Raw genomic sequence first — 20,158 nt, 5'->3', positions numbered from 1 at the left:
CTCAGAAGACGGAGGCCGGATCGGCCTCCTTGATCTTGCGGATCGCGATGGCGGCGGAAGCGGCGCATACCCCGAGGGTGAGGGCTCCCACCAGGCCGGTCTTGTCGGCGCTCATCTCGATGCGGATGCCGGAGGCGGAAGTGAGGAAGGCGTACATGCCAGTAGCGATCAAGGTGGCGGGAATGAAGGCGGAAACGCCGAGAAGAAAGGCCTCCTGGATCACGATCGTGAGGATGAAACCATCGGCGAAGCCCATCGCCTTGAGGGTGGCGTACTCCTTGAGGTGATCGCTGACGTCGGTGTAGAGCACCTGATAGACCACCACGCCGCCCACCAGCAGCCCCATGATCGTGCCGAAACCGAAGATCACCCCGAAGGAAGAGGCGGTGTTCCAGTAGTCACGCTCCTGGGCGATGAGCTCGACCTTGTTGAGCACCTGAAGTTCGCGCCCATAGAGCCTGCGCAAGAAATCCTGCACCCGCACGCTGTCGGTACCTGGGGACAGACGGATCAGACCGAGGGAAATCTCCCCTTCGTTGATCTGGCGGAAGGCCAGCTGGATCGCTGTGGAATCACTGCTGATCAGGTTGCTGTCCGCGGCGAAGGTGGAGCCGAGGTTGAACAGGCCCACCACCCGGAAGGTCTTGGAGAAGTCGGAAAGGATCAGCTCCTGGGCGCCGTTGCGCTTCACAGCGGCGGCGATCGGCCCGGTGTTGCGGTTGCCCAGGGTGTCGAACAGAACGTAGTTGGGGGTCTTGAGCCGGTCGCTCTGGGCCAGGACCGCTGGCAGGTTGAGCACGCGGGCTTCCGGGTCGTAGCCGATCAGCCGCAGACTGGTGGGCTTCACGCCGCCGAGCTTCTGCACATTGACGTTGGCCACATACAGGGGAATCGTGCGTTGGACCCCCTCCACCCCGAGGGCATTGAACAGCAATGACTGGGGGAACTGCTGGAAGTTGCCGCTGTTGAGGGTGCCCGGGCTGATCAGCACCAGATCAGCATCCAGCGCTTCATAAAAGGTGGTGGCGCTATTCAGCAGCCCCGATTGGAAGCCCAGCTGCATGTACATCAGCAGGGCGGCGAAACCGATGCCGGTGACGGCCACGAGGTAGCGGATCGGCTGGCGCTTGAGCTGCAGCCAGGCCAGGGGCAGGTCGGCCAGGTTGAGGCGGCCGATCAGGCGCCGGATCCAGCTCATGGATCGAAGCGCACGGTCACGTTCAGGCCGCTGAGCCGGGCCAGGCGCTCTCGATCGCCTGGATCAAGGTTCAGCTTCACCAGCACCACCCGTGCGTTGACATCGTTGTTGCCGTTGGTGGAGAAGAGGTCGCGGGCCGAAACCTGGCCGATGATCGACTCCAATTCGGCCCGCAGCGTGCCGGAGAAGCCACCACTTTCGGGGCTCACCGTGGCCCCCTGGCCGATGCGGAGCTTGGCCACATCGCTCTGGAACACCTGGGCCCAGACCTGCATTTCACCGGTGCGCCCAACCAGGGCAAGGCCCTGATCGGTTTCCTTCATCCCGGGCCAGCTGAAGATGCGGATCAGGTGGCCATCGAGGGGCGAACGGATCTCGGCGGCGCTCAGCTGCTTGCGGGCCCTGATCACAGCTGCCTGGGCACCGACGATGTCGGCGCGCTTGGTGAGGATGCTGGCGCTGGTCTTGGCCAGTTCCTCTTCGGATATGGCACCGTCGCCGTAGAGCTCCTGGCCGCGGCTCTTGCTGATCTCCAGGAAGGGCAGAAGGGCCCTGGTGGAAACGAGGATCGCCTGGGATTGATCGAGGTTGGCCTTGAGCTGCCCGTAGCTGCTCAGCCGCGCCAGGACCTCACCTTTGCGGATCGTCGTCCCTTCGCGCACGAACCAGCGCTCCACCACCTCATTGCCACCGACGGTGCCGGCAGGCACCGAGAGGTTCACCAGGTCTCCCTTGGGGGTGAGACGGCCCAGGGCGGTGACGGCTTGCACCAGGGGCGCCTTGGCGGGCGGGGTCGGCTTGGGGCGGGTCAGGTGCCAGCCCACCACCGCCACGCCCCCCAGCAGGGCTGCGATCAACCATGGTTTAAAGCGCTGCGCATGGAGAAACCCCCGCTGTGGGCTCGAGGCGGCCATGGAGGTTGGCAAGTGGCCGGACTTTAGTCGTCCTGCAGGCTTAGCATCCCCGCGCAATCAGGTGGCCTTAAGGCATGCGGCGCGTCACTCTGCAGCCAGGCGAGTACGTCTACAAAGTTGACGAGCCCAGCGAGAGCATCTTCCTCGTGCGCTCGGGCAAGGTGGAGCTCACCACCCCCTACCCGGAGACGGGCGAGGGCATCGACGAGACCCATGGACCTGGTCACGTTTTTGGTGAAATTGAGGTGATCGACGGCCGCAGCCGCACCTCCAATGCCCGGGTGGCCGCCAAGGCAGAGCTGATGAAGATCGAGCGGGACGAGCTTCTCGACATTCTCTACGAGCATCCCGAGAAGAGCCTGATCCTCGGCAAGACCACCTACGAACGTCTCAAGCAGCTATTCAGCGAAGAGTCCCTCGACTCCGATCTCGCGCGGCTGCGCGAAGAAATGCAGCTGAGCATCCGCCAGGCGGTGGTGGCCCATGAATCGCGGGTGGTGAAGAGCCACAACGGCATGGCCGCCATCGCCATACCGATCGTGCTGATGGTGCTCTTGGCTGTTGGCGCCTACTGGTTTTTCCACCGAGGCTGAGCGCAGTCGTCAGCTCCATTCCACTTACCCGGTGTTCCCGCCATGCGCCAAGATCCAACCCAGGAAGAGAAAGGGGCTGCCTTTGAGGCCTTCCGCCAAGACCTCGACAAGGCCGTCGACCAGGGCATGGAAGACCATGAGTCGAAGATGACCAAGATGGGGTTCATGTTCCTGGCCATCTTCGTCGGTGTGATCGCCTTGGCTGCTCTGCTGCCCTAGGAGCGAGCCTTCCTCCTCGAACGACCGCAGGATTGGACGCCAACAGTGCGGCTGGACGGAAAAACCCCCGAACCGGTGGATCGCCGGTTCGGGGGTTCGTTGATGAAACAGTGGACGGCCAGAGGGCCTTGGCCAGGTTCAGACCGCCGCCTTCTGATTGTCAAGCAGCGACTTGAGCTTGGCCAGTTCCCCGGCCCAGCGGGGGTCGGGGGCCCCTTCCTCGATGCTGTCGCTGTGCACCACCTTGTTGATCGCCTTGCGGGCCACGGTCGAGGGGGCGGCGCCGGGCCGGCGGTCGACCGTGCCGGGGCGGGTGTCCTTGCGCTCGGAGCGCTCGATGCGCAGGGCGTTGCCGCCGAAGTCGCGGCCGTTGAGTTGTTCGATCACGGCATCGGCGATGGCCTCGTTGTCCACGTTGGCGAAGCCGAAGCCACGGCTGGCGCCGGTTTCCCGGTCTTGCACGGCCTTGAAGCGGACCCCCTCGCCCACCGCGGTGAAGAGAGCGTCGAGCTCCTTGGAATCAAAGCTCTGCGGCAAGTTGCCGACGTACAGACGAACGCTCATGGAGAGGATGGGAGGGGAAGGGTTGGGGGGTGACCAAAGGAGGTGGGCGTCAGGGCAGAAACAGGGGCCGCTGCGACCGGAGTGGACCCGCGAAGCAGGTCCCAACTGAATCCTTCAGCCTGAATCAGGCAGTTTGATTCGCCTTTGCCACAGCAGTTAATCACGGCGCGGGACCTTCAATCCAGCACTTGTCTGTCGCACTAACCACCGTTGTGCCGCCGCCAAGGCCCCGGCCTCGCCCCCGAGGCGTCCGAAGGCCCGCTCCAAGGTGAGGTGGTCGATCAGTGCGCCGAGCTGGGGGGAGGCGGCCAGGCCCAGCCCGTGCTGCAGGCGGCGCCCATCGAGAGGTGACCGGGGGTGGAACAGGGGGTCGCTCGGATCGCGCCAGCGCGCCATCCAGACCTGCCCCAGGTCTGGTGGCAATTGCAAGGCCAGGGCAGGCAGCTCCCCCTCCAGTTGACGATGCAGCGCCAGCCGTTCCGCTTCGCCCATGGCCCCCAGGGCCGCTGCCGCCTGCCGGGCCGAGGCCCCCAGCCGCTGCCGCCAGCGGCGAAGCCGCCCGCAGCGGCCCTGCAGCTTCCGGCTGCTGCGCAGGTGATCCAAGGCGGCGCCATCGCACAGGGCGGCCAGGCGGGCCAGGGGCAGGGCGTCGTTGGCCTCCTCTTGGGTAAGGCCGCAGGCGAAGGCCCGTTCGCGGCTGAGGGACTCCAGATGGGCGGCTGGGGCGGCGCTGGTCCAGGGCTGCAGCAGGCCAGTGGTGCCCGCCAGGGCGAGGCCCCTGTGACCCAGGGGGCTGGCCGCCAGTTTCTCCAGTTCCCCCAGCACCCGCTCCGGTGCCACCTCCCGCAGGCGGCCATGGTGTTGGTGGATCCAGGCGAGGGTGCTCTCCTCCAAAGAGAAGTCGAGTTGGCTGGCCAGCCGCACCCCGCGCAGCAGGCGCAGCGGATCATCGAGCAGGTTGGCCTCGCTCACGGCCACCACCTGGCGCCGCCGCAGATCCCCCAGGCCACCGGTGGGGTCCACCAAGGCGGTTTCAGCCGCCAGGGGCAGGGCGAGGGCATTCAGCCTGAAGTCCCGGCGGCGCAGGTCGTCCTCCAGGCTGTCTCCCACCTGCCGGGCCAGGTCCACGGTCCAGCCACGGATCACCAAGCGGGCGATGGAGCGTTCCTGATCCAGCACCACCGCGTGACCGCCGAAGCGTTCGGCCAGCTGGCGGCAGAGGGCGATCGCCTCGACGCCCACCACCAGATCCAGATCGGGCCGCGCGCCTAGGCGCCCCAGAAGGCCATCGCGGACGGCGCCCCCCACCAGGGCCGTACCGGCCGGCAAGGCCTGCCAGGGCAGGGGCCAGCCCCCGGGCGCCAGCGACAGCCACAGCTCCGCGGCCGCCTCTGACCCCAGAATGGGTCGATCTGCAGGGCAGGGTGGCATGTGCATCTGCGTCGATTGCCACTGGGTCGACCGTTGCCAGGCTTACCACGCGGTTGAGCGCCAGCATGGCGTCCCTCACCTGAGCTCCTCTCCCGATGTGGCGCCCATCGACCCTCGCATCCACATTCAGGTGATCGATCTGGCCGCTGATGGCGTTGGGGTTGAGTGGGATGTGCGTGGCTGCGCCAGCTTTCGCGCTGAGCCCGGCCGCTGGCGAAGGCTGCGCCCGGGTGCTTGCCTGCCCTCATGAGCGCGAAGGCAACCGTGCTGTTGGCCCTGCACAGTTCCAGCGACACCCTCGCCGTGGGCCTCCAGGAGTTGGCTCCGACCTCGCCGGCCGGGTCATCGCTGCGCGTGCTGGAGTTCCCCCTCGGGCGAGCGCTCTCGACCGAGCTGTTCTCGTGTGTGGAGCAGGTGCTGCCGGCGGCAAGGTGGCGGGAGATCAGCCGGCTGGCGGTGGCCACCGGGCCAGGCGGCTTCACGGGAACCCGGCTGACCGTGGTGATGGCCCGCACCCTGGCCCAGCAACTGGCGATCCCCCTCCACGGGGTGGGCAGTTTTCTGCTGATCGCCCGCCGCCTGCGGGCCCAGGGGGTGAGTGAGGCCGCTGCCGAGCGCTTTGCGGTGGTGCAGACCCTCCCCCGCCATGGGTTGGTGGCCGGTCTCTACGGTGCCGATCCGACCTCGCCAGGTGGGGTGCGCGAACACCTGGCGCCGCGCTTTTTTGATTCCGAGCAGGGGCTTGGCCGTGGCCCCCGGCTGGAGGCGCAGGTGGCGGCGGCGGCGGATGCGGCGCAACTGCTGGCGATCGCCGCTGAGGCGGCCCAGGCCCAGCGGCCCGCCCCCTGGCAGGTGGTGCTGCCCCTCTACCCCACCAGTCCGGTGGAGCCCCGCGGATGACGGCCTCGCCTTCCCCGTTGCCACCGCGTTCCAGGCCGCCCCGCCGCCGGCGGCGTCCCCAACCGGAACGGGAGCGCGCCCAGCAGCGGCCCCGCCGCCGTCGCCGCGGACGGCGCTGGTTGCTGGCCCTGGGGGCCGGTGCTTTGCTCTGGATGTCCCGGGGGCTCTGGCTGCCCCAGCCCCCTTCTCCCCAGATGATCCTGGTGCTGGGGGGCGATGTGGCGCGGGAGGAGGAGGCCGGACGGCTGGCCCGCCGTTACGGCCTGCCGGTGGTGGTCAGCGGTGGCAGCAATCCCGAATACGCCCAGTGGCTGTTCGCCAACGAGGGGCTGCGCCGGAGCCAGTTCCAACTGGATTACCGCGCCCGCGACACGCTCACCAATTTCACCTCCCTGGTGGATGAGCTCAAGCGCTCCCGTGTGCGCCATGCGCTGCTGGTCACCAGCAGTGACCACATGAACCGGGCTCTGCTGATCGGGCGCATCGTGGCCGGCAGCCGCGGCATCCACCTCACCCCCGTGGCGGTGCCCTGCGGAAGCCGCTGTCATCCGGAAGGGCGGCGCAAGGTGTGGGGAGATGGGTTCAGGGCTCTGGTGTGGGTGCTGACGGGTCGGGACCTGCGCTCGTGGGGGGCAAGGCCGCCCGGTGTTCTGCTCCCCTCAGCAGGCCCTGGTCGAGCAGGGCATTGATCTGGGCCTGGACGGTGGCCGTGGTCCCATCGAGATCGGCGCGGCGCCTGGAGGCCGGCGGCGGGATGGGCGTGCCGATGCGGATCTGGACCGGCACCAGCCGCGGCCAGCCCTGGCCTGTGCCGAGGGCCCGGTAGGTGTTGAGGATGGCCACGGGCAGCAGCGGCACCCCTGCCCGGGCCGCCAGCAGCGCCGCCCCCGGCAGGGGGGCGTTGACCCGCCCATCGACCTGGCGGCTGCCGTCGATGAACACCCCGGTGGCCCAGCCCTCCGCCAGACGGTCGGTGGCGGTGCGGATCGCCTCGCGATCGCTGGCGCCGCGGCTCACCGGGTAGGCGCCGCAGGCGCGGATGATCCGGCCCAGCAGTGGCACCTTGAACAACTCGGCCTTGGCCATGAACGCCACTGGCCGCCCCAGGGCATGGCCCAGCAGGGGTGGATCGAGATGGGAGCCGTGGTTCGCCACCACCACCAGTGCCCCCTCCATGGGCACGTTCTCCTTGCCGAGGATGCGGCCCCGAAACAGCAGTCGGAACACAGGAAACACCAGCAGATAGCTGATCAGCCGGTAGGTGAGGCTGGGACGCGGTGTCAGCAGCCCGGGGCGGCCACTGGCGCGAGGTCGTCGGCCGAGGCGGCGCAGGTGCTCCCTCACACCCCCAGGTCGGCGCTGCCGGCGATCTGGGTCACGGTGACCCCGGCGAGGCTCCGCTTGATCAGGCCGCTGAGCACGTGGCCCGGACCGATCTCCACCACGGTGTTGACGCCCTCGGCCCCAAGTTGCTCCATGGTTTCGCGCCAGCGCACCCCGCTCACCATCTGCTGGCATAGGCGCTGCTTGAGCACGGCGCCGTCCGTGGCGGGGATGGGATCGATGTTGCTGAGCACGGGGATGGTGGCGTCGGCAAAGGGAACTTGCTCGAGCAGCTCGGCGAAGGCGGCAGCTGCCTCGTTCATGAAGGGCGAGTGGAAGGCCCCGGACACCGCCAGGGGGACGGCCCGTCGGCTGCGGACCTTCCCGCTGACAGCCGCCACCGCCTCGGGTGTACCGGACAGCACCACCTGGGCGTTGCTGTTGTCATTGGCAATCACCACCCCATCACTGGCCGCCACCAGCGCCTCGAGTTCGGAGCGATCGAAGCCGATCAGGGCGGTCATGGCACCGCCTTCGGCGGCGGCCATCAGTTCACTGCGGCGCTGCATCAAGGCCAGGCCGGTGGGGGCATCAAAAACCCCAGAGGCATAGAGGGCCACCAGTTCCCCCAGGCTGTGGCCCGCCACCAGCTGGGGGCTGCGACCTTGGGCCTTGAGGGCATCCACCAGCAGGCTCTCGACCACGAACAGGGCCGGTTGGGTGTTGCTGGTGTCGTTGAGATCGCTGGGCTCACCCGCCTGCTCTAACCCCTCACCGCTGACGATGGCGAGCAGATCGCGACCCAGCAGTTCGGAGGCTTGGTGGAAGCGCTCCCGGGCGCCGGGGAGATCGAGCAGCGGGGCCGCCATGCCCAGCTTCTGCGACCCCTGACCGGGGAAGACCCAGGCGATACCCATAGAGACTCAGGAAACGGCTGGGCTGGAGCGTAGGAGGTGGCCGCCTCAGCCCTTGGGGCCCTGCCAGCGCAGCAGGGCCGCCCCCCAGCTCAGGCCGGCTCCGAAACCGCTGCTGGCCAGCAGATGGCCGGGCTGCACCCGGCCATCGGCCACCGCCTCCTGCAACATCAACGGAATCGTGGCGGCTGAGGTGTTGCCGTAGGCGGCCAGGTTGCTGAGCACGCGCTCGTTAGGGATGGCAAAGCGCTCGGCCACGGCATCCAGGATGCGCTGGTTGGCCTGGTGCAGCAGCAGCCAGTCGAGTTGGTCTGCTTCGGTGCCTGTTTCGGCCAGCAGCTCTTGGAGCACGGCAGGCACCTCGCGCACGGCGAACTTGTAGACCTCCTGGCCGTTCATAGCAATCGGAGCGAACCCGCCCACCTGGGCGCTGAACTCCCCGACCAGGGGCTGGCGCTCCCTGCTCTGGGCCAGGGTGAGGCAGTCGGCACGGCGGCCGTCTGAGCGCAGGCGGAACCCCAGCAGACCGTCGGCATCGGGAGCGCAGGCCTCCACCGCCACGGCGCCGGCCCCGTCGCCAAAGAGCACGCACGTGCGCCGGTCATTCCAGTCAACCCAGCGGCTGAGCTGATCGGCGCCGATCACGAGGGCCTTCTTGAAGGTCCCGGCGCGGAGGTACTGGCTGGCGGTGACCAGTGCGAACAGAAAGCCGCTGCAGGCGGCGGTGAGATCAAAGGCCACGGCCCGGTGCGCCCCGAGCAGCCCTTGGATCCGCGGGGCGCTGCCGAACAGATCATCGGGGCTGGAGGTGGCCAGCAGAATCAGATCCAGTTCCTCGGCCGCCCAGCCGGCCTGCTCCAGGGCCCCACGGGAGGCCGCCAGGGCGAGGGTTGTGAGCGATTCGCCTGGGCCTGCCACCCGCCGCGCGCCGATCCCTGTGCGGCTGCGGATCCAGTCGTCGTTGGTGTCGACCCGTGCGCTGAGGTCGTCGTTGCTGAGGCTGTGGAGGGGCAGCCCGCTGCCGCAGCCCACCAGTGCCATCCCTGAGCCCCGTTGGCCGAGCGACACCTGATCCGACCCAGATCGGGTCAGTCAATCACAGGCCATGGCCCCACGGCCGCCCTTGCACTCCCCCGTTCAGGCAGAGGCGGTGGGGGCTGGACTGGAGCTGGCGGAGCTGCCGGCGCCCGAAGCGGCAGTGCTGGCTGATTCGGTGCTCAGTTGGTGGAGGTCGTCCATCACGCCATGGCTGGCGGCCGAGTGGGCGAGGCGCAGGGCACTCACCACGGACAGGGCCTTGCTGCTGCCATGGCCGATCACGCAGATGCCGTTGACCCCGAGCAGCAGGGCACCGCCGTGCTCGGCGTGGTCGAGGCGCTTCTTGATGCGCACCAGGTTGGAGCGCAGGAAGGCGGAACCCACCTTGCCCCTCCGCCCCCGGGGCAGTTCGGCCCGCAGCACATCGAGCAGCACGCTGCCCACCGATTCGAGGAATTTCAGCAGCACGTTGCCCGTGAAGCCGTCGCAGACCACCACGTCGAAGTCGCCGGAGAGCACCTCGCGGCCCTCGCAGTTGCCGGCGAAGTGCAGGCGCGGCTCCTCGGCCAGCAGCGGATAGGTGCGCTGGGCGAGCTCGTTGCCCTTGCATTCCTCCTCGCCGATGTTGAGCAGACCCACCCGGGGCTGGCTCACCTGGAGCACGTCGCGGCTGTAGATCGAGCCCAGCAGGGCGAATTGGTGCAACCAGGCGGGCTTGCTGTCCATGTTGGCGCCCACATCCAGCACCAGCACTGAGCGGGCTGGGTCTTTGGTGGGGAACAGGGCGCCGATCGCCGGCCGGTCAATCCCGGCCAGCCGCCCCAGCCGGAAGATCGCCGAGGCCATCACGGCCCCGGAGTTGCCGGCGGAGTAGACGGCCGTGGCCTCCCCTGCCTTCACCAGGTCCATGGCCAGGTTGATGCTGGCTTCGCGCTTGCGCCGCACCACGGTGGCCTCCTCGTGCATCCCCACCGAGGGCCCGCTGGGCACGAGCACGATCAGCCCGGCCTGCAGGGCCTCCTGCAGCTCCCGCTCCAGGCCCAGGGACGCCACCGCTGCTTGGGTGGGTTCGGTTTCGGCCACGAAGCGGATGCGCAGGGGCAGCCGGCGCACGGCCTCAAGGCAACCCTCCAAAATCGGTCCCGGGGCGTGGTCGCCGCCCATGCCATCGACCGCTACCCAGAGGCGCTCTCCTTCACGGATGGGCGTCTCGCCAGCACCGGGGCCGTGTTGGAGGCGCCGCAGGGGATCGAACACCAGGGGCTGGAGCACCGAGCCGGCCACTGAGCCAGCGGTGTTCGCCACTGAACCCGCCACCGATCCAGCGGTGTTCGCCATCGAGCCGGCGGTGTTGGCGGCCGAGGTGGCCGTGCCCACCAAGGAGGTGACGGCCGCGTTGCGGCGATACCAGATCACCAGCCGGCGGATCGCCCGGCTGGGCTTCACGCGGCGGGTGGCGGGAAGGGGGTTGAACTCAGGCTCCTTCGGAGGCAACGGCATCGACAATGCGCTGGAACAGGTATCCCGTTCCCCGGGCCGTGAGGATCAGCTCGGGGTTGGCTGGATCATCCTCCAATTTCGAGCGCAGGCGCGAGATGTGGACATCCACCACCCGGGTGTCCACATGACGCTCGGGGGTGTAACCCCATACCTCCTTGAGGATTTCACCGCGGCTGAACGGTTCGCCCGACTTGCTCACCAGCAGCTCCAGCAGACTGAACTCCATACCGGTGAGCCGGATGCGCTCGTCGCCCCGGTACACCTGGCGCTTGTTGGTGTCGATGCGGAGGTCACTGACCTGGATCACCCCGGAGTTGGGGATGCCAGCCACCTGCTCCTTGTCGACCCGGCGCAGGACGCAGCGGATGCGCGCCTCCAGTTCCTTGGGGCTGAACGGTTTGACCACGTAATCGTCGGCGCCCAGCTCCAGGCCGGTGATCCGGTCAGCCACATCGCCGAGGGCGGTGAGCATCACGATCGGCACGTCCGATTCCTTGCGCAGCTCCTGGCAGACGCCGTAGCCGTCGAGCTTGGGCATCATCACGTCGAGCACCACCAGATCGGGGGTGACCCGCCGGAAGGCCTCGAGCGCTTCAACGCCATCACAGGCGGTGATGACCTGATAGCCGATCATCGACAACCGGGTTTCGAGGATGCGGCGGATGCTGGCCTCGTCATCGACAACGAGGATGGTTTCCTTGGCGGGGGGGGAGGCCGTCATCGCGGCGGGTTCAGCGTTACAACCGGTGGCACCACTGAAAAGCTCCGAAGGGTCGCAGGTTCACCTAATACCACCATTCTTCACACACCCAGCTTGGCCCGCCCCACCACCACTTACGTCTGCCAGAGCTGCGGGGCCCAGACGCGCCAGTTTTTCGGCCGCTGCTCCGCCTGCGGCAGCTGGAACAGCCTGGTGGAGCAGAGCGCCCCAGCCTCGGACGGCCGGCGGCGCCCCGCTCCGGCCGCCGACCCGCAGGCCCCTGGTCGGCCCCGCCGCTCCCTCCCCATGCACAGCGTCGGCGAGGGGGCCCGCCAGCGCCTCAGCAGCGGCTACGCCGAGCTTGATCGGGTACTGGGGGGTGGGCTGGTGCCGGGATCGTTGGTGCTGGTGGGTGGGGACCCAGGCATTGGCAAAAGCACCCTGCTTCTGCAGAGCGCTGAGGCGATGGCCCGCCGCCATTCCGTCCTTTATGTGAGCGCTGAGGAGTCGGCCCAGCAAGTGAAGCTGCGCTGGCGGCGGCTGGGGGAGCAGCTGTTGGCCGGGGAGGCGCCCCGGGCAGAGCCAGGCCCCGCAGTTGATTCGCCGGGGGCGGGAGCCGCTCTGCACTTGCTGGCGGAAACTGATCTGGACCAGGTGCTGCAGGAGATCGAAGCCCTGCGGCCTGCCGTGGCTGTGATCGACAGCATCCAGGCCCTCCACGACGCCGAACTCAGCAGTGCGCCCGGCTCGGTGGCCCAGGTGCGCGACTGCGCCGCCGCCCTGGCCCGGATCGCCAAGCGCCAGGATACGGCTCTGCTGCTGGTGGGCCACGTCACCAAGGAGGGGATGCTGGCGGGCCCGAAGGTGCTGGAGCACCTGGTGGATGCGGTGCTGACCTTTGAGGGAGACCGCTTCGCCAGCCACCGGTTGCTGCGGGCTGTGAAGAACCGCTTCGGTGCCACCCATGAGCTGGGGGTGTTCGAGATGCGGGACCGGGGCCTGGTGGAGGTCAGCAATCCCAGCGAGCTGTTCCTGGGGGGTGAGGAACTCAGCCCGGGCACGGCCACGATCGTGGCCTGCGAGGGCACCCGGCCCCTGGTGGTGGAGCTTCAGGCCCTGGTGAGCACCACCAGCTACGCCAGTCCCCGGCGCACCGCCACAGGCATCGGCACCAACCGCCTGCACCAGATCCTCGCGGTGCTGGAAAAGCATCTGGGGCTCCCCCTCTCCCGCTTCGACTGCTATCTGGCGGTGGCCGGGGGGCTGGAGGTGGAGGAGCCGGCGGCGGATCTGGGGGTGGCTGCGGCGGTGGTGGCCAGCAGCCGTGACCTCACCTTGCCCCCGGGCACCGTCCTGGTGGGGGAACTGGGGCTGGGGGGCCAGCTGCGGCCGGTGGGGCAGCTTGAACTTCGACTGCAGGAGGCCGCCAGGCTGGGCTTCCGGCGGGCGGTGGTGCCCCGGGGCAGCGGCCTGGGGGGCCTGGCGGCCCAACTGGACCTGCAGCTGCTGGAGGCCGGCACCGTGGCCGAGGCGCTGGTGGCGGCGCTGGGCGTGAATCCTGCCGGCGACGCCTGAGTCTCGCCTTCAGAAGTAGACGTCCACGTTGCTGCGCCCGGAGGATTTCAGCCAGTTCTCGATGTCCAGGTAGCCGCCCGGGTAGAGGCGCACGGCCCGGCTCCAGTAGTCAGCGGCCTGGTCGAGCCAGCGGTCGGCGGCATCTTGATCCCCCTGCTCCTGAGCCAATCGCCCCCACTTCTCGAAGATCAGGCCCATGTTCTTGAGGCAGGAGGGGGAGTTCGGGTTCTCCTCCAGGGACTTGGCGTAGAACTCGAGCGATTTCTCCTCTTCACCGTTGCTCATGAAGATGATCGCCATGTTCTTGAGGATCTCGCCCCGGTCGATGGAGTTGTCTTCGAGCTTGAGGGCCTCTTCGTAGTTGTCGAGGGCTTCGGCGTAGTCGCCGTCGCCCTGGGCAGAGAGGCCATCCTTGTAATAGATGTAGGCCTCCTTGGCCCGGGAGCTGATCGGCATCAGCTTCACGATCAGATCGGCCATCACCGTGAAGCTCTTGTCGATGAAGTTGTCGTTGCGTTGGCTGCGCGGCACGGCGACGGGTCATGAATTGGCGTCCATCCTCGCCCCCGCCCTGCGCCGCCGGTTCCGGGGCGAAGCGGAAGTTTCGAGTTCCTCTCCCTAGCCTTGAAGGCCCTGCTCTGCCGTGATTCCCCTTCGCGCCACCACCGGCCCAGCCCCCAGCTCCCCCTCCGTGGGGCGGCGGCCAGGGGCGATCGAGCCCCTGCTCCTGGAGGTGGAGGGCATGAAGTGCGGCGGCTGCGTCCGGGCGGTGGAGCAACGCCTGCTGGATCAGCCCGGGGTGGCCCAGGTGAGTGTCAATCTGCTCACCCGCACGGCCTGGGTGGGACTCGATCCCTCGACCCCCGCTGCAGGCGAGGAGGGCGGCGGCGAAGCTGATCTGGCGGCGCCGTTGATCACCAGCCTCGGGGCCCTTGGCTACAGCGCTCAGCTGCGTGGTCCAGGTCATGGTCCTCCCAGCCTGCGGGAGCGAAGGCAGAACCAGCACTGGTGGCAGCAGTGGCGACAATTGGTGGTGGCCCTGGCCCTGCTCCTGGTCTCCGTGGCGGGCCACCTGGCGGAATCGGGGCAGCTGGCGGTGCCGTTGCTGGCGGAGATCCCGTTCCATGCGCTGGTGGCCACCGGGGCCCTGGCGGGCCCCGGTCGGTCGATTCTGGTGGCCGGGGCCCGCGGCGCCCTGGCCGGTGTGCCGAGCATGGACACCCTGGTGGGGCTGGGCATGGGCAGCGCCTACCTGGCCAGCCTGGGGGCCTTCCTCTGGCCGTCCCTGGGCTGGCAGTGCTTCTTCAATGAGCCCGTGATGCTGCTGGGCTTCGTGTTGTTGGGCCGTTTCCTGGAGGAACGGGCCCGCTTCCGCACAGGCCTTGCCCTTGAGCAGCTGGCGGCACTGCAGCCCGACACCGCTCTGCTGCTGCTGGATGGTGGCGAACCCCGTGTCGTGCGCGTGGGGGGCCTGCGGCCTGGTGACCAGCTGCGGATCCTGCCCGGTGATCGGCTTCCCGTGGATGGTCTGGTGCGGGTCGGCCATTCGGCGGTGGATGTCTCGAGCCTCACCGGTGAACCCTTGCCGCTGATGGCCGCCCCGGGAACGTCCCTGGCGGCTGGCAGCCTGAATCTGGAGGCGCCGTTGGAGATCGAGGTGCAGCACTCCGGTGCTGACACCGCCCTGGCCCGGATCATTCGTCTGGTGGAGCAGGCCCAGGCGCGCAAGGCGCCGATCCAGGGTCTGGCGGATCGGGTGGCCGGCCGTTTCAGCGTGTTCGTACTGCTCCTGGCGGCGGCTACCTTCGTGTTCTGGTGGCTCTGGGGCACCGCCCTCTGGCCACAGGTCCTGCTGGCGGCACCGGCGTTCCAGGCCCATGGCTTCCATGGTGCCAGCGGTCTGCAGGGGGGGCATGCGGTGCTGGGGGCGATGGCTACCACGCCGTCGGCCCTGGCGCTGCAGCTGGCGATCGCGGTGCTGGTGGTGGCCTGCCCCTGCGCCCTGGGCCTGGCCACTCCCACGGCGATCACCGTGGGCGCGGGCCTGGCGGCCCGCGCCGGAGTCTTGTTCCGTGGTGGCGATGTGATCGAGATGGCGGCCCGGGTGCAGGTGGTGCTCTTCGACAAGACCGGCACCCTCACCCTGGGTCGCCCGCTGGTGACGGCGGTGGAGCCTGTCCCTGGCGTGCAAGCCGATCGCCTCCTGCAGATCGCCGCCAGCCTGGAGGCTCAGACCCGCCATCCCCTCGCCCATGCGCTCCTGCAGGAGGCCCAGGCACGCCGGTTGAGCCTGCTGAAGGTGACCGCCAGCGAGACCCTGGCCGGCCAGGGGGTGCTGGGCACGCTTGAAGGCTTGGCTGGCAAGGCAAGGGTGGGCCGGCTGGGCTGGTTGCTGGAGGCTGGGCTCAGGCTTGATCCAGTCCTCGAGCAGCGGCGCGAACAGCTGGAATGCCTTGGATCCACGGTGCTGGCCGTGGCCGAGGGCCCCCGACTTCTGGGGCTGGTGGCCGTCGAAGACCAACTCCGACCCGATGCCGCTGCCGCCTTGGCGGAGTTGCAGGGCCTGGGGCTGGAGCTCGGGGTGCTCAGTGGCGATCGCGAGCAGCCGGTGCGTCTTTTGGCCGATCGCCTCGGGCTCATGGCCGGGACCTTGGCCTGGGAGCTGCTGCCGGAGCAGAAGGTGGAGCGGATCATTGCCGCCAAGGGGCACGGGCCCGTGGCGATGGTGGGCGATGGCATCAACGACACCCCGGCCCTGGCGGCGGCGGATCTGGGCATTGCTGTGGGCACCGGCACCCAGATCGCCCAGGACACGGCCGATCTGGTGATCCTCGGAGAGCGCCTGGAGGGGGTGGCCCTGGCCCTCCGACTGGCCCGCTCCACCATGGTCAAGGTGCGCCAGAACCTGGTCTGGGCCTTTGGTTACAACCTGATCGTGTTGCCGATCGCCGCCGGCGTGCTCCTGCCGGCCTACGGCCTCCTGCTCTCTCCGCCGCTGGCCGCGCTTTTGATGGCCACCAGTTCGATCACGGTGGTGGTCAACGCCTTGCTGCTGCGCCCCCGTCTGGCATGAGCGGCGGCCCTGGGGAGCGCACCGTTGCTGACCCTGGCCGGGGCAGGTTCCTTGTGCTTGAGGGCATCGATGGCTGTGGCAAGACCACCCAGCTCGAGGCCCTGAGCCGTTGGCTGCCGGACAGCGGACTGCTTGCTCCGGGAACCTCCCTGCTGGTGACCCGCGAACCGGGCGGCACCGCCCTCGGGCTGGCCCTGCGGGAGTTGCTGCTGCACCCTCCGGGGGAGGCGGCGCCCGATCCCCTGGCCGAGTTGCTGCTTTACGCGGCCGATCGGGCCCAGCACGTGCGCCAGCGCATCGAGCCAGCCCTGGCGGCTGGCGATTGGGTGCTGAGTGATCGTTTCGTGGGCTCCACCGCCGCTTACCAGGGCGATGGGCGTGGGTTGCCTCTGGAGTGGATTGCCAGCCTGGAGGCCCTGGCCACCGCTGGCCTGGAGGCCGACCTCACCCTTTGGCTGGATCTACCCCTGGAGTGCTCGTTGCAGCGGCGGGGCCATCGGGCGGCGGATCGGATCGAGTCGGCCGGTGGGGCTTTTTTGGAGCGGGTGGCCACTGGGTTCGCCCGGTTGGCTACCGAGCGGGGCTGGAGCCGCATCGATGCCGACCAGAATCCTGAGCTGGTGAGCCAGGCGATTGGCCAGGTGGTTGAACAACACTTCTCGCCAGCTCCTCGTTCCCTTGGGTTGACGTCTGGGGACGGCCATGGCTGATTTGTTTGAGGGGCTTGTGGGGCAGGAGCGGGCCCTGACCCTGTTGCGGGCGGCTCTGGAGCGTCGGCGGCTGGCCCCCGCCTATCTGTTCAGCGGCCCGGAGGGCATCGGCCGGCGGCTCGCGGCCCTGCGCTTCCTTGAAGGGGTGCTGGCGGGCCCCGCCGGCGATGGGGCGATCCGCCGGCGGCTGCTGGCCGGCAACCATCCCGATCTGCTCTGGGTGGAGCCCACATATCAACATCAGGGGGAGTTGGTGCCGGCCTCCGAGGCACTCGAGCGCGGGGTGAACCGGCGGGCCGCCCCCCAGCTGCGTTTGGAGCAGGTGCGCGCCCTGGGGCGATTCCTGGCCCGGAGGCCCCTGGAGGCGGAGCGCGGCCTGGTGGTGATCGAGGCCGTCGAGGCCATGGCCGAGGGGGCTGCCAACGCCCTTCTCAAGACTCTCGAGGAACCTGGTGGTGGCCTTCTTGTGCTGCTGACGGCTGCCCCTGAACGGCTGTTGAGCACGATCCGCTCCCGTTGCCAGCTGGTCCCCTTCGCTCGACTGGATGCTGAGGCGATGGCGCAGGTGCTGCAGGCCCAGGACCCAGGGGTGGCGGCCCCGGAGCCCCCCGGGCTGCTGGAGCTGGCGGCCGGTTCCCCGGGCGCGCTGTTGCGGCACCGGGAGCAGTGGAGCCAGTTGCCCGAGGGACTCGCGGACCGACTGCTGGCACTCTCCAGAGATCCCATGGAAGCCCTGGCCCTGGCGCGCGACCTGAGCGAGGCCCTCGATGGAGAGCAGCAGCTCTGGTTGCTCAACTGGTGGCAGCTGCAACTCTGGCGCCGCTCACCCTCGATCGATCGCCAGCGGCGGCTGGAGCGCCTTCGCTCCCATCTCAAGGCCTACGTGCAACCGCGGCTGGCCTGGGAGGTGGCATTGCTGGGCTGAGGGGTCGAAGGGAGAGCGCTTCAGGCGGCGCTGCTGGTATCCAGCGTCGGGTCGGCTGCGGCCCGCTGGGCCTGGATCAACGGAACCAGTTCCTCAAGCTTGTTGCCGCTCGGCAGCTCCAGGCAGTAGCCCGCCCCATAGACGGTTTTGATGAAGCGGGGCTTGCGGGGATCGGGCTCGAGCTTGGTGCGCAAGTGACGGATGTGAACCCGGATCGTTTCGATGTCGTCATCGGGTTCGTAGCCCCAGACCTCTTTGAGGATCAGGGATGGCGCCACCGTCTGGCCGTGGCGTTGCAGCAGGCAGTGGAGCAGCTCGAACTCCAGGTGGGTGAGCCGCACCGGTGCGTCGAACCAGTTGGCCTCGAAGCGCTCAGGCACCAGGGTGAGCGGCCCGTAGCTCAGGATTTCACTCGGTTTGGCTGAAACCGGCGCCCGCTCGGTGCGCCGCAGGAGGGCCTTGACGCGCACCTGCAATTCCTCCAGGTCGAAGGGTTTGGTGAGGTAGTCATCCGCTCCGGAATTGAAGCCGCTCACCTTGTCCTTGGTGCCCCCCAGGGCCGTGAGCATGAGGATCGGGATGCGGGCTGTGCGTTCATCGCGGCGCAGCCGCTGGCAGAGGGTCAGACCATCCACCTTGGGAAGCATCAGATCCAGGAGGATCAGGTCGGGGGCAAACTGCAGCGCCAGGGCCTGACCTTTGAGGCCGTCTTCGGCGCATTGCACTTCGAAGCCGCCGTGCTGGAGATGGGCCGCCACCAACTCGCGCATGTCCCGGTCGTCTTCGATCAGCAGGATGCAGGGCTTCATGGGGGCGGGCGAAGGGAGGCGTTGCAAGGGCTCAGGGATGAGCGTCAGGGGGAGTGGTGGGCGGCTGACCGCCTGGGCCTGGGCCAACGGATTTTCTTTCGATTCGCATTGTCCACGGATTTCAGCCCCTCCGGGACCCTGCCGGGTCCTCCCGATCGCTCCAGGCCCAGCCCCCGGGCGGCCTGCCCCGTCGAAAATGGAGGGGGCGTGGGGCAAGAAGCCTTGCTGCAGAGGGCTTCTTGCCTGGGGCTCCCCTTGGCGGTCCAGGGGGGGGGCTTCAGGATTTTTTCGCTATTGACCGGGGCTCCAGGGCTGCCCCCTCGGTGGCGGCGCGGCGGGCTCCAGCGATGCCCGGATGGCCTCGCTGCCATCGGGGACAGAAAAAAGACCCCAGCCATGGGCTGGAGCCTGGAATCAAACTCCCCGGGCGGGATTCGAACCTGCGACCAGTCGATTAACAGTCGACCGCTCTACCGCTGAGCTACCGAGGATGGCAACCGGACGAACCTACCCCTCGGCATGACCGACCGGCAAGGGGTTGAGCCGGCGCCGCAGGGTTGGACCGTCTTGCCATGGACCCAGGTGACCACGCTCCATCAGGGCGGCGGCATCGCAGCGCTCCAGCTCATCGAGCCGATGGGTGATCCAGAGGGCGGTCAGTGGCGCATCGGGGCGGTGGCAGAGTCCAGCGATCAGCTCAAGCACATCGTCTTGACTGTCTGGATCCAGCAGGGCGGTGGGCTCATCCAGCAACAGCAGGCCGGCCTCGCTGGCCAGGGCACCGGCGATGGCCAGCCGCTGTTTCTGGCCGCCGCTGAGGGCGTGGATCGGCCGTTGCTCAAGACCCGCCAGACCCACCTGCTCAAGGGCGGCCCGCAGTTGTTGATCGCGCCCATGGCGCGTCATGGTCCGCGGTGGAAGGGCCAGCAGCAGGTCGGTGCCGCAGCTGGGCAGGAGCAGCTGATGGTCGGGGTTCTGGAACACCAGGGCGGGTTTGAGTTCCAGCCGGAGGCGGCCGCGGCTCGGGGTCAGCAGGCCAGCGATCAGGCGCAACAGCGTGCTTTTGCCGCTGCCGTTGCCACCCACAATCATCCAGAGCCCCGGGCCGGGGACCGTGAAGCTGCAGTGATCCAGGGCCGTGGCCCCGGAGGGCCAGGCGAAGCCAAGCTGATGCACCACCAGGGGCGGCTGGATCGGTGGCGGCTCAGCTGGAGTCTGGGCAGAGCCTGACAAGGGGATCAGTCGTCGAGGGAGAAGCCAGGGCGCTTGCTGCCGCCGCTGGTGGCGGATTTCTCATAGAGCTGCACGGCCACCAGCTCGCTGCTGAGCAGGGCCACCCGCTTCTCCTCGCTTTTCTCACAGGTGAGCTCAAGCACACGCGGGTGGCCATGCTCAAGGGTCTGGCGGATCTGCTCATAGAGGGCCTGGGCCGCTTCCTGCTCCTTGCGTTGCACCGCCACGGGCATGGGGCTGAGTTTGAGCGAGAGCTCGACGACGTACACGGCAGACCGGGGGAAGGTGATGCCACTCTGGCGAATCGCGCGCCCCTAGGTGAATCGACTCAATTTGGAAGGCGAGCGAGCGGCCGTGCCGCGCTGGGGGCACGAAGCCCGTACCATTGGCGTGTAACAGAACATGAAGACACCCTCATGACGATTGCTGTAGGGCGCGCGCCTTCGGCCCGGGGATGGTTCGACGTCCTCGATGACTGGCTCAAGCGCGATCGCTTCGTTTTCGTGGGGTGGTCGGGTCTGCTGCTGTTTCCCACGGCC

Annotated in this window: 22 protein-coding genes, 1 tRNA gene and 1 pseudogene; 10 read left to right on the top strand and 14 right to left on the bottom strand. The window is 68.4% G+C overall.

What is annotated here, in order from left to right; all coding sequences use genetic code 11:
* Nucleotide 1: 1 nt before the first annotated feature.
* Entirely contained in the window at nt 2-1,198 is a 1,197-nt protein-coding gene (gene devC / locus KBY88_RS08865) for an ABC transporter permease DevC (RefSeq protein ID WP_254939566.1), read from the bottom strand.
* On the bottom strand, nt 1,195-2,055 hold the full coding sequence (locus KBY88_RS08860) for a DevB secretion protein (RefSeq protein WP_254939565.1): 861 nt from the start codon (nt 2,053-2,055) through the stop codon (nt 1,195-1,197). Before KBY88_RS08860 ends, devC begins: the two co-directional genes overlap by 4 nt.
* Nucleotides 2,056-2,186: 131 nt before the next feature.
* On the opposite strand from KBY88_RS08860, the gene KBY88_RS08855 reads away from it, so the two are divergent.
* Nucleotides 2,187-2,705 (top strand): cyclic nucleotide-binding domain-containing protein, encoded by a 519-nt coding sequence (locus tag KBY88_RS08855; protein WP_254939564.1) that lies wholly within the window; start codon nt 2,187-2,189, stop codon nt 2,703-2,705.
* A 42-nt stretch (nt 2,706-2,747) separates the two neighbouring features.
* Nucleotides 2,748-2,924, top strand: coding sequence for a hypothetical protein (locus KBY88_RS08850; RefSeq protein WP_254939563.1), 177 nt, complete (start codon nt 2,748-2,750; stop codon nt 2,922-2,924).
* A gap of 138 nt (nt 2,925-3,062) precedes the next feature.
* Here KBY88_RS08850 and KBY88_RS08845 read toward each other — a convergent pair whose 3' ends face one another.
* On the bottom strand, nt 3,063-3,488 hold the full coding sequence (locus KBY88_RS08845; RefSeq protein ID WP_254939562.1) for an RNA recognition motif domain-containing protein: 426 nt from the start codon (nt 3,486-3,488) through the stop codon (nt 3,063-3,065).
* Between the two features lie 156 nt (nt 3,489-3,644).
* Complete coding sequence (locus KBY88_RS08840; protein WP_254939561.1) at nt 3,645-4,919, bottom strand: tRNA nucleotidyltransferase/poly(A) polymerase-related protein; 1,275 nt, start codon at nt 4,917-4,919, stop codon at nt 3,645-3,647.
* On the opposite strand from KBY88_RS08840, the gene KBY88_RS08835 reads away from it, so the two are divergent.
* The 3 genes from KBY88_RS08835 (at nt 4,918) to KBY88_RS08825 (ending at nt 6,508) form a co-directional block, all read left to right on the top strand.
* Nucleotides 4,918-5,169 (top strand): Ycf34 family protein, encoded by a 252-nt coding sequence (locus tag KBY88_RS08835; protein WP_254939560.1) that lies wholly within the window; start codon nt 4,918-4,920, stop codon nt 5,167-5,169. The genes KBY88_RS08840 and KBY88_RS08835 overlap by 2 nt on opposite strands.
* The gene (gene tsaB, locus KBY88_RS08830) at nt 5,166-5,819 is read left to right on the top strand and encodes a tRNA (adenosine(37)-N6)-threonylcarbamoyltransferase complex dimerization subunit type 1 TsaB (protein ID WP_254939559.1); all 654 of its coding nucleotides are present in this window, start codon (nt 5,166-5,168) and stop codon (nt 5,817-5,819) included. Before KBY88_RS08835 ends, tsaB begins: the two co-directional genes overlap by 4 nt.
* A 152-nt stretch (nt 5,820-5,971) precedes the next feature.
* Nucleotides 5,972-6,508 (top strand): YdcF family protein, encoded by a 537-nt coding sequence (locus KBY88_RS08825; protein ID WP_254939714.1) that lies wholly within the window; start codon nt 5,972-5,974, stop codon nt 6,506-6,508.
* On the opposite strand, the gene KBY88_RS08820 is transcribed toward KBY88_RS08825, so the two are convergent.
* From KBY88_RS08820 to rpaB, 5 genes are all read right to left on the bottom strand, one after another.
* Nucleotides 6,402-7,151 carry a lysophospholipid acyltransferase family protein gene (locus KBY88_RS08820; RefSeq protein WP_261348648.1) on the bottom strand — a complete coding sequence of 250 codons (750 nt, stop codon included), beginning with the start codon at nt 7,149-7,151 and terminating at the stop codon, nt 6,402-6,404. The two genes, KBY88_RS08825 and KBY88_RS08820, sit on opposite strands and share 107 nt — an antisense overlap.
* Nucleotides 7,152-7,159: 8 nt before the next feature.
* Nucleotides 7,160-8,059, bottom strand: a complete 900-nt coding sequence (gene fabD, locus KBY88_RS08815; protein ID WP_254939557.1) for an ACP S-malonyltransferase — start codon at nt 8,057-8,059, stop codon at nt 7,160-7,162.
* A gap of 45 nt (nt 8,060-8,104) precedes the next feature.
* Entirely contained in the window at nt 8,105-9,097 is a 993-nt protein-coding gene (locus KBY88_RS08810) for a beta-ketoacyl-ACP synthase III (RefSeq protein ID WP_254939713.1), read from the bottom strand.
* A 96-nt stretch (nt 9,098-9,193) separates the two neighbouring features.
* A complete protein-coding gene (gene plsX / locus KBY88_RS08805; RefSeq protein ID WP_254939712.1) occupies nt 9,194-10,588 on the bottom strand; it encodes a phosphate acyltransferase PlsX in 1,395 nt (464 codons plus the stop codon).
* Nucleotides 10,569-11,315 carry a response regulator transcription factor RpaB gene (gene rpaB / locus KBY88_RS08800; RefSeq protein ID WP_254939556.1) on the bottom strand — a complete coding sequence of 249 codons (747 nt, stop codon included), beginning with the start codon at nt 11,313-11,315 and terminating at the stop codon, nt 10,569-10,571. Before rpaB ends, plsX begins: the two co-directional genes overlap by 20 nt.
* Nucleotides 11,316-11,408: 93 nt before the next feature.
* On the opposite strand from rpaB, the gene radA reads away from it, so the two are divergent.
* A complete protein-coding gene (gene radA / locus KBY88_RS08795; protein WP_254939555.1) occupies nt 11,409-12,869 on the top strand; it encodes a DNA repair protein RadA in 1,461 nt (486 codons plus the stop codon).
* A gap of 9 nt (nt 12,870-12,878) precedes the next feature.
* Here radA and KBY88_RS08790 read toward each other — a convergent pair whose 3' ends face one another.
* Nucleotides 12,879-13,400 (bottom strand): photosystem I assembly protein Ycf3, encoded by a 522-nt coding sequence (locus KBY88_RS08790; protein ID WP_254939554.1) that lies wholly within the window; start codon nt 13,398-13,400, stop codon nt 12,879-12,881.
* Nucleotides 13,401-13,560: 160 nt separating this feature from the next.
* On the opposite strand from KBY88_RS08790, the gene KBY88_RS08785 reads away from it, so the two are divergent.
* From KBY88_RS08785 to KBY88_RS08775, 3 genes are read left to right on the top strand one after another with little or no spacing between them, the layout of a single operon-like run.
* Nucleotides 13,561-15,942 (top strand): heavy metal translocating P-type ATPase, encoded by a 2,382-nt coding sequence (locus tag KBY88_RS08785; protein WP_396102896.1) that lies wholly within the window; start codon nt 13,561-13,563, stop codon nt 15,940-15,942.
* On the top strand, nt 15,939-16,652 hold the full coding sequence (gene tmk / locus KBY88_RS08780) for a dTMP kinase (protein ID WP_254939553.1): 714 nt from the start codon (nt 15,939-15,941) through the stop codon (nt 16,650-16,652). The genes KBY88_RS08785 and tmk overlap by 4 nt, the downstream gene beginning before the upstream one ends.
* Nucleotides 16,645-17,577, top strand: a complete 933-nt coding sequence (locus KBY88_RS08775) for a DNA polymerase III subunit delta' (RefSeq protein WP_254939552.1) — start codon at nt 16,645-16,647, stop codon at nt 17,575-17,577. Before tmk ends, KBY88_RS08775 begins: the two co-directional genes overlap by 8 nt.
* 20 nt (nt 17,578-17,597) lie before the next feature.
* Here the strand turns inward: KBY88_RS08775 and KBY88_RS08770 are convergent, their stop codons facing one another.
* From KBY88_RS08770 to KBY88_RS08755, 4 genes are all read right to left on the bottom strand, one after another.
* Nucleotides 17,598-18,386: a response regulator transcription factor gene (locus KBY88_RS08770; protein ID WP_254939551.1), complete on the bottom strand. Its 789-nt coding sequence runs from the start codon at nt 18,384-18,386 to the stop codon at nt 17,598-17,600.
* Nucleotides 18,387-18,805: 419 nt separating this feature from the next.
* A tRNA-Asn gene (locus tag KBY88_RS08765) sits at nt 18,806-18,877 on the bottom strand.
* 16 nt (nt 18,878-18,893) lie between these two features.
* On the bottom strand, nt 18,894-19,619 hold the full coding sequence (locus KBY88_RS08760; RefSeq protein ID WP_396102842.1) for an ABC transporter ATP-binding protein: 726 nt from the start codon (nt 19,617-19,619) through the stop codon (nt 18,894-18,896).
* A 5-nt stretch (nt 19,620-19,624) separates the two neighbouring features.
* Entirely contained in the window at nt 19,625-19,888 is a 264-nt protein-coding gene (locus KBY88_RS08755) for a UPF0367 protein family (protein WP_254939550.1), read from the bottom strand.
* Between the two features lie 147 nt (nt 19,889-20,035).
* On the opposite strand from KBY88_RS08755, the pseudogene KBY88_RS08750 reads away from it, so the two are divergent.
* Nucleotides 20,036-20,158: pseudogene (locus tag KBY88_RS08750) on the top strand (photosystem II D2 protein (photosystem q(a) protein)); the annotation flags it as partial.

It is taken from the genome of Cyanobium sp. Morenito 9A2, from assembly GCF_024345575.1.
Classification (GTDB): Bacteria; Cyanobacteriota; Cyanobacteriia; order PCC-6307; family Cyanobiaceae; genus ATX-6F1.
This window is presented reverse-complemented; position numbering and strand designations above follow the sequence as displayed.

Coding starts and splice junctions, on each gene's coding strand:
- KBY88_RS08770 (WP_254939551.1), bottom strand. CDS start 18,386: ATGAAGCCCTGCATCCTGCTGATCGAAGACGACCGGGACATGCGCGAG.
- rpaB (WP_254939556.1), bottom strand. CDS start 11,315: ATGACGGCCTCCCCCCCCGCCAAGGAAACCATCCTCGTTGTCGATGAC.
- KBY88_RS08775 (WP_254939552.1), top strand. CDS start 16,645: ATGGCTGATTTGTTTGAGGGGCTTGTGGGGCAGGAGCGGGCCCTGACC.
- KBY88_RS08825 (WP_254939714.1), top strand. CDS start 5,972: ATGTCCCGGGGGCTCTGGCTGCCCCAGCCCCCTTCTCCCCAGATGATC.
- KBY88_RS08835 (WP_254939560.1), top strand. CDS start 4,918: ATGTGCATCTGCGTCGATTGCCACTGGGTCGACCGTTGCCAGGCTTAC.
- KBY88_RS08845 (WP_254939562.1), bottom strand. CDS start 3,488: ATGAGCGTTCGTCTGTACGTCGGCAACTTGCCGCAGAGCTTTGATTCC.
- tsaB (WP_254939559.1), top strand. CDS start 5,166: ATGAGCGCGAAGGCAACCGTGCTGTTGGCCCTGCACAGTTCCAGCGAC.
- fabD (WP_254939557.1), bottom strand. CDS start 8,059: ATGGGTATCGCCTGGGTCTTCCCCGGTCAGGGGTCGCAGAAGCTGGGC.
- KBY88_RS08855 (WP_254939564.1), top strand. CDS start 2,187: ATGCGGCGCGTCACTCTGCAGCCAGGCGAGTACGTCTACAAAGTTGAC.
- tmk (WP_254939553.1), top strand. CDS start 15,939: ATGAGCGGCGGCCCTGGGGAGCGCACCGTTGCTGACCCTGGCCGGGGC.
- devC (WP_254939566.1), bottom strand. CDS start 1,198: ATGAGCTGGATCCGGCGCCTGATCGGCCGCCTCAACCTGGCCGACCTG.
- KBY88_RS08850 (WP_254939563.1), top strand. CDS start 2,748: ATGCGCCAAGATCCAACCCAGGAAGAGAAAGGGGCTGCCTTTGAGGCC.
- KBY88_RS08840 (WP_254939561.1), bottom strand. CDS start 4,919: ATGCCACCCTGCCCTGCAGATCGACCCATTCTGGGGTCAGAGGCGGCC.
- KBY88_RS08810 (WP_254939713.1), bottom strand. CDS start 9,097: ATGGCACTGGTGGGCTGCGGCAGCGGGCTGCCCCTCCACAGCCTCAGC.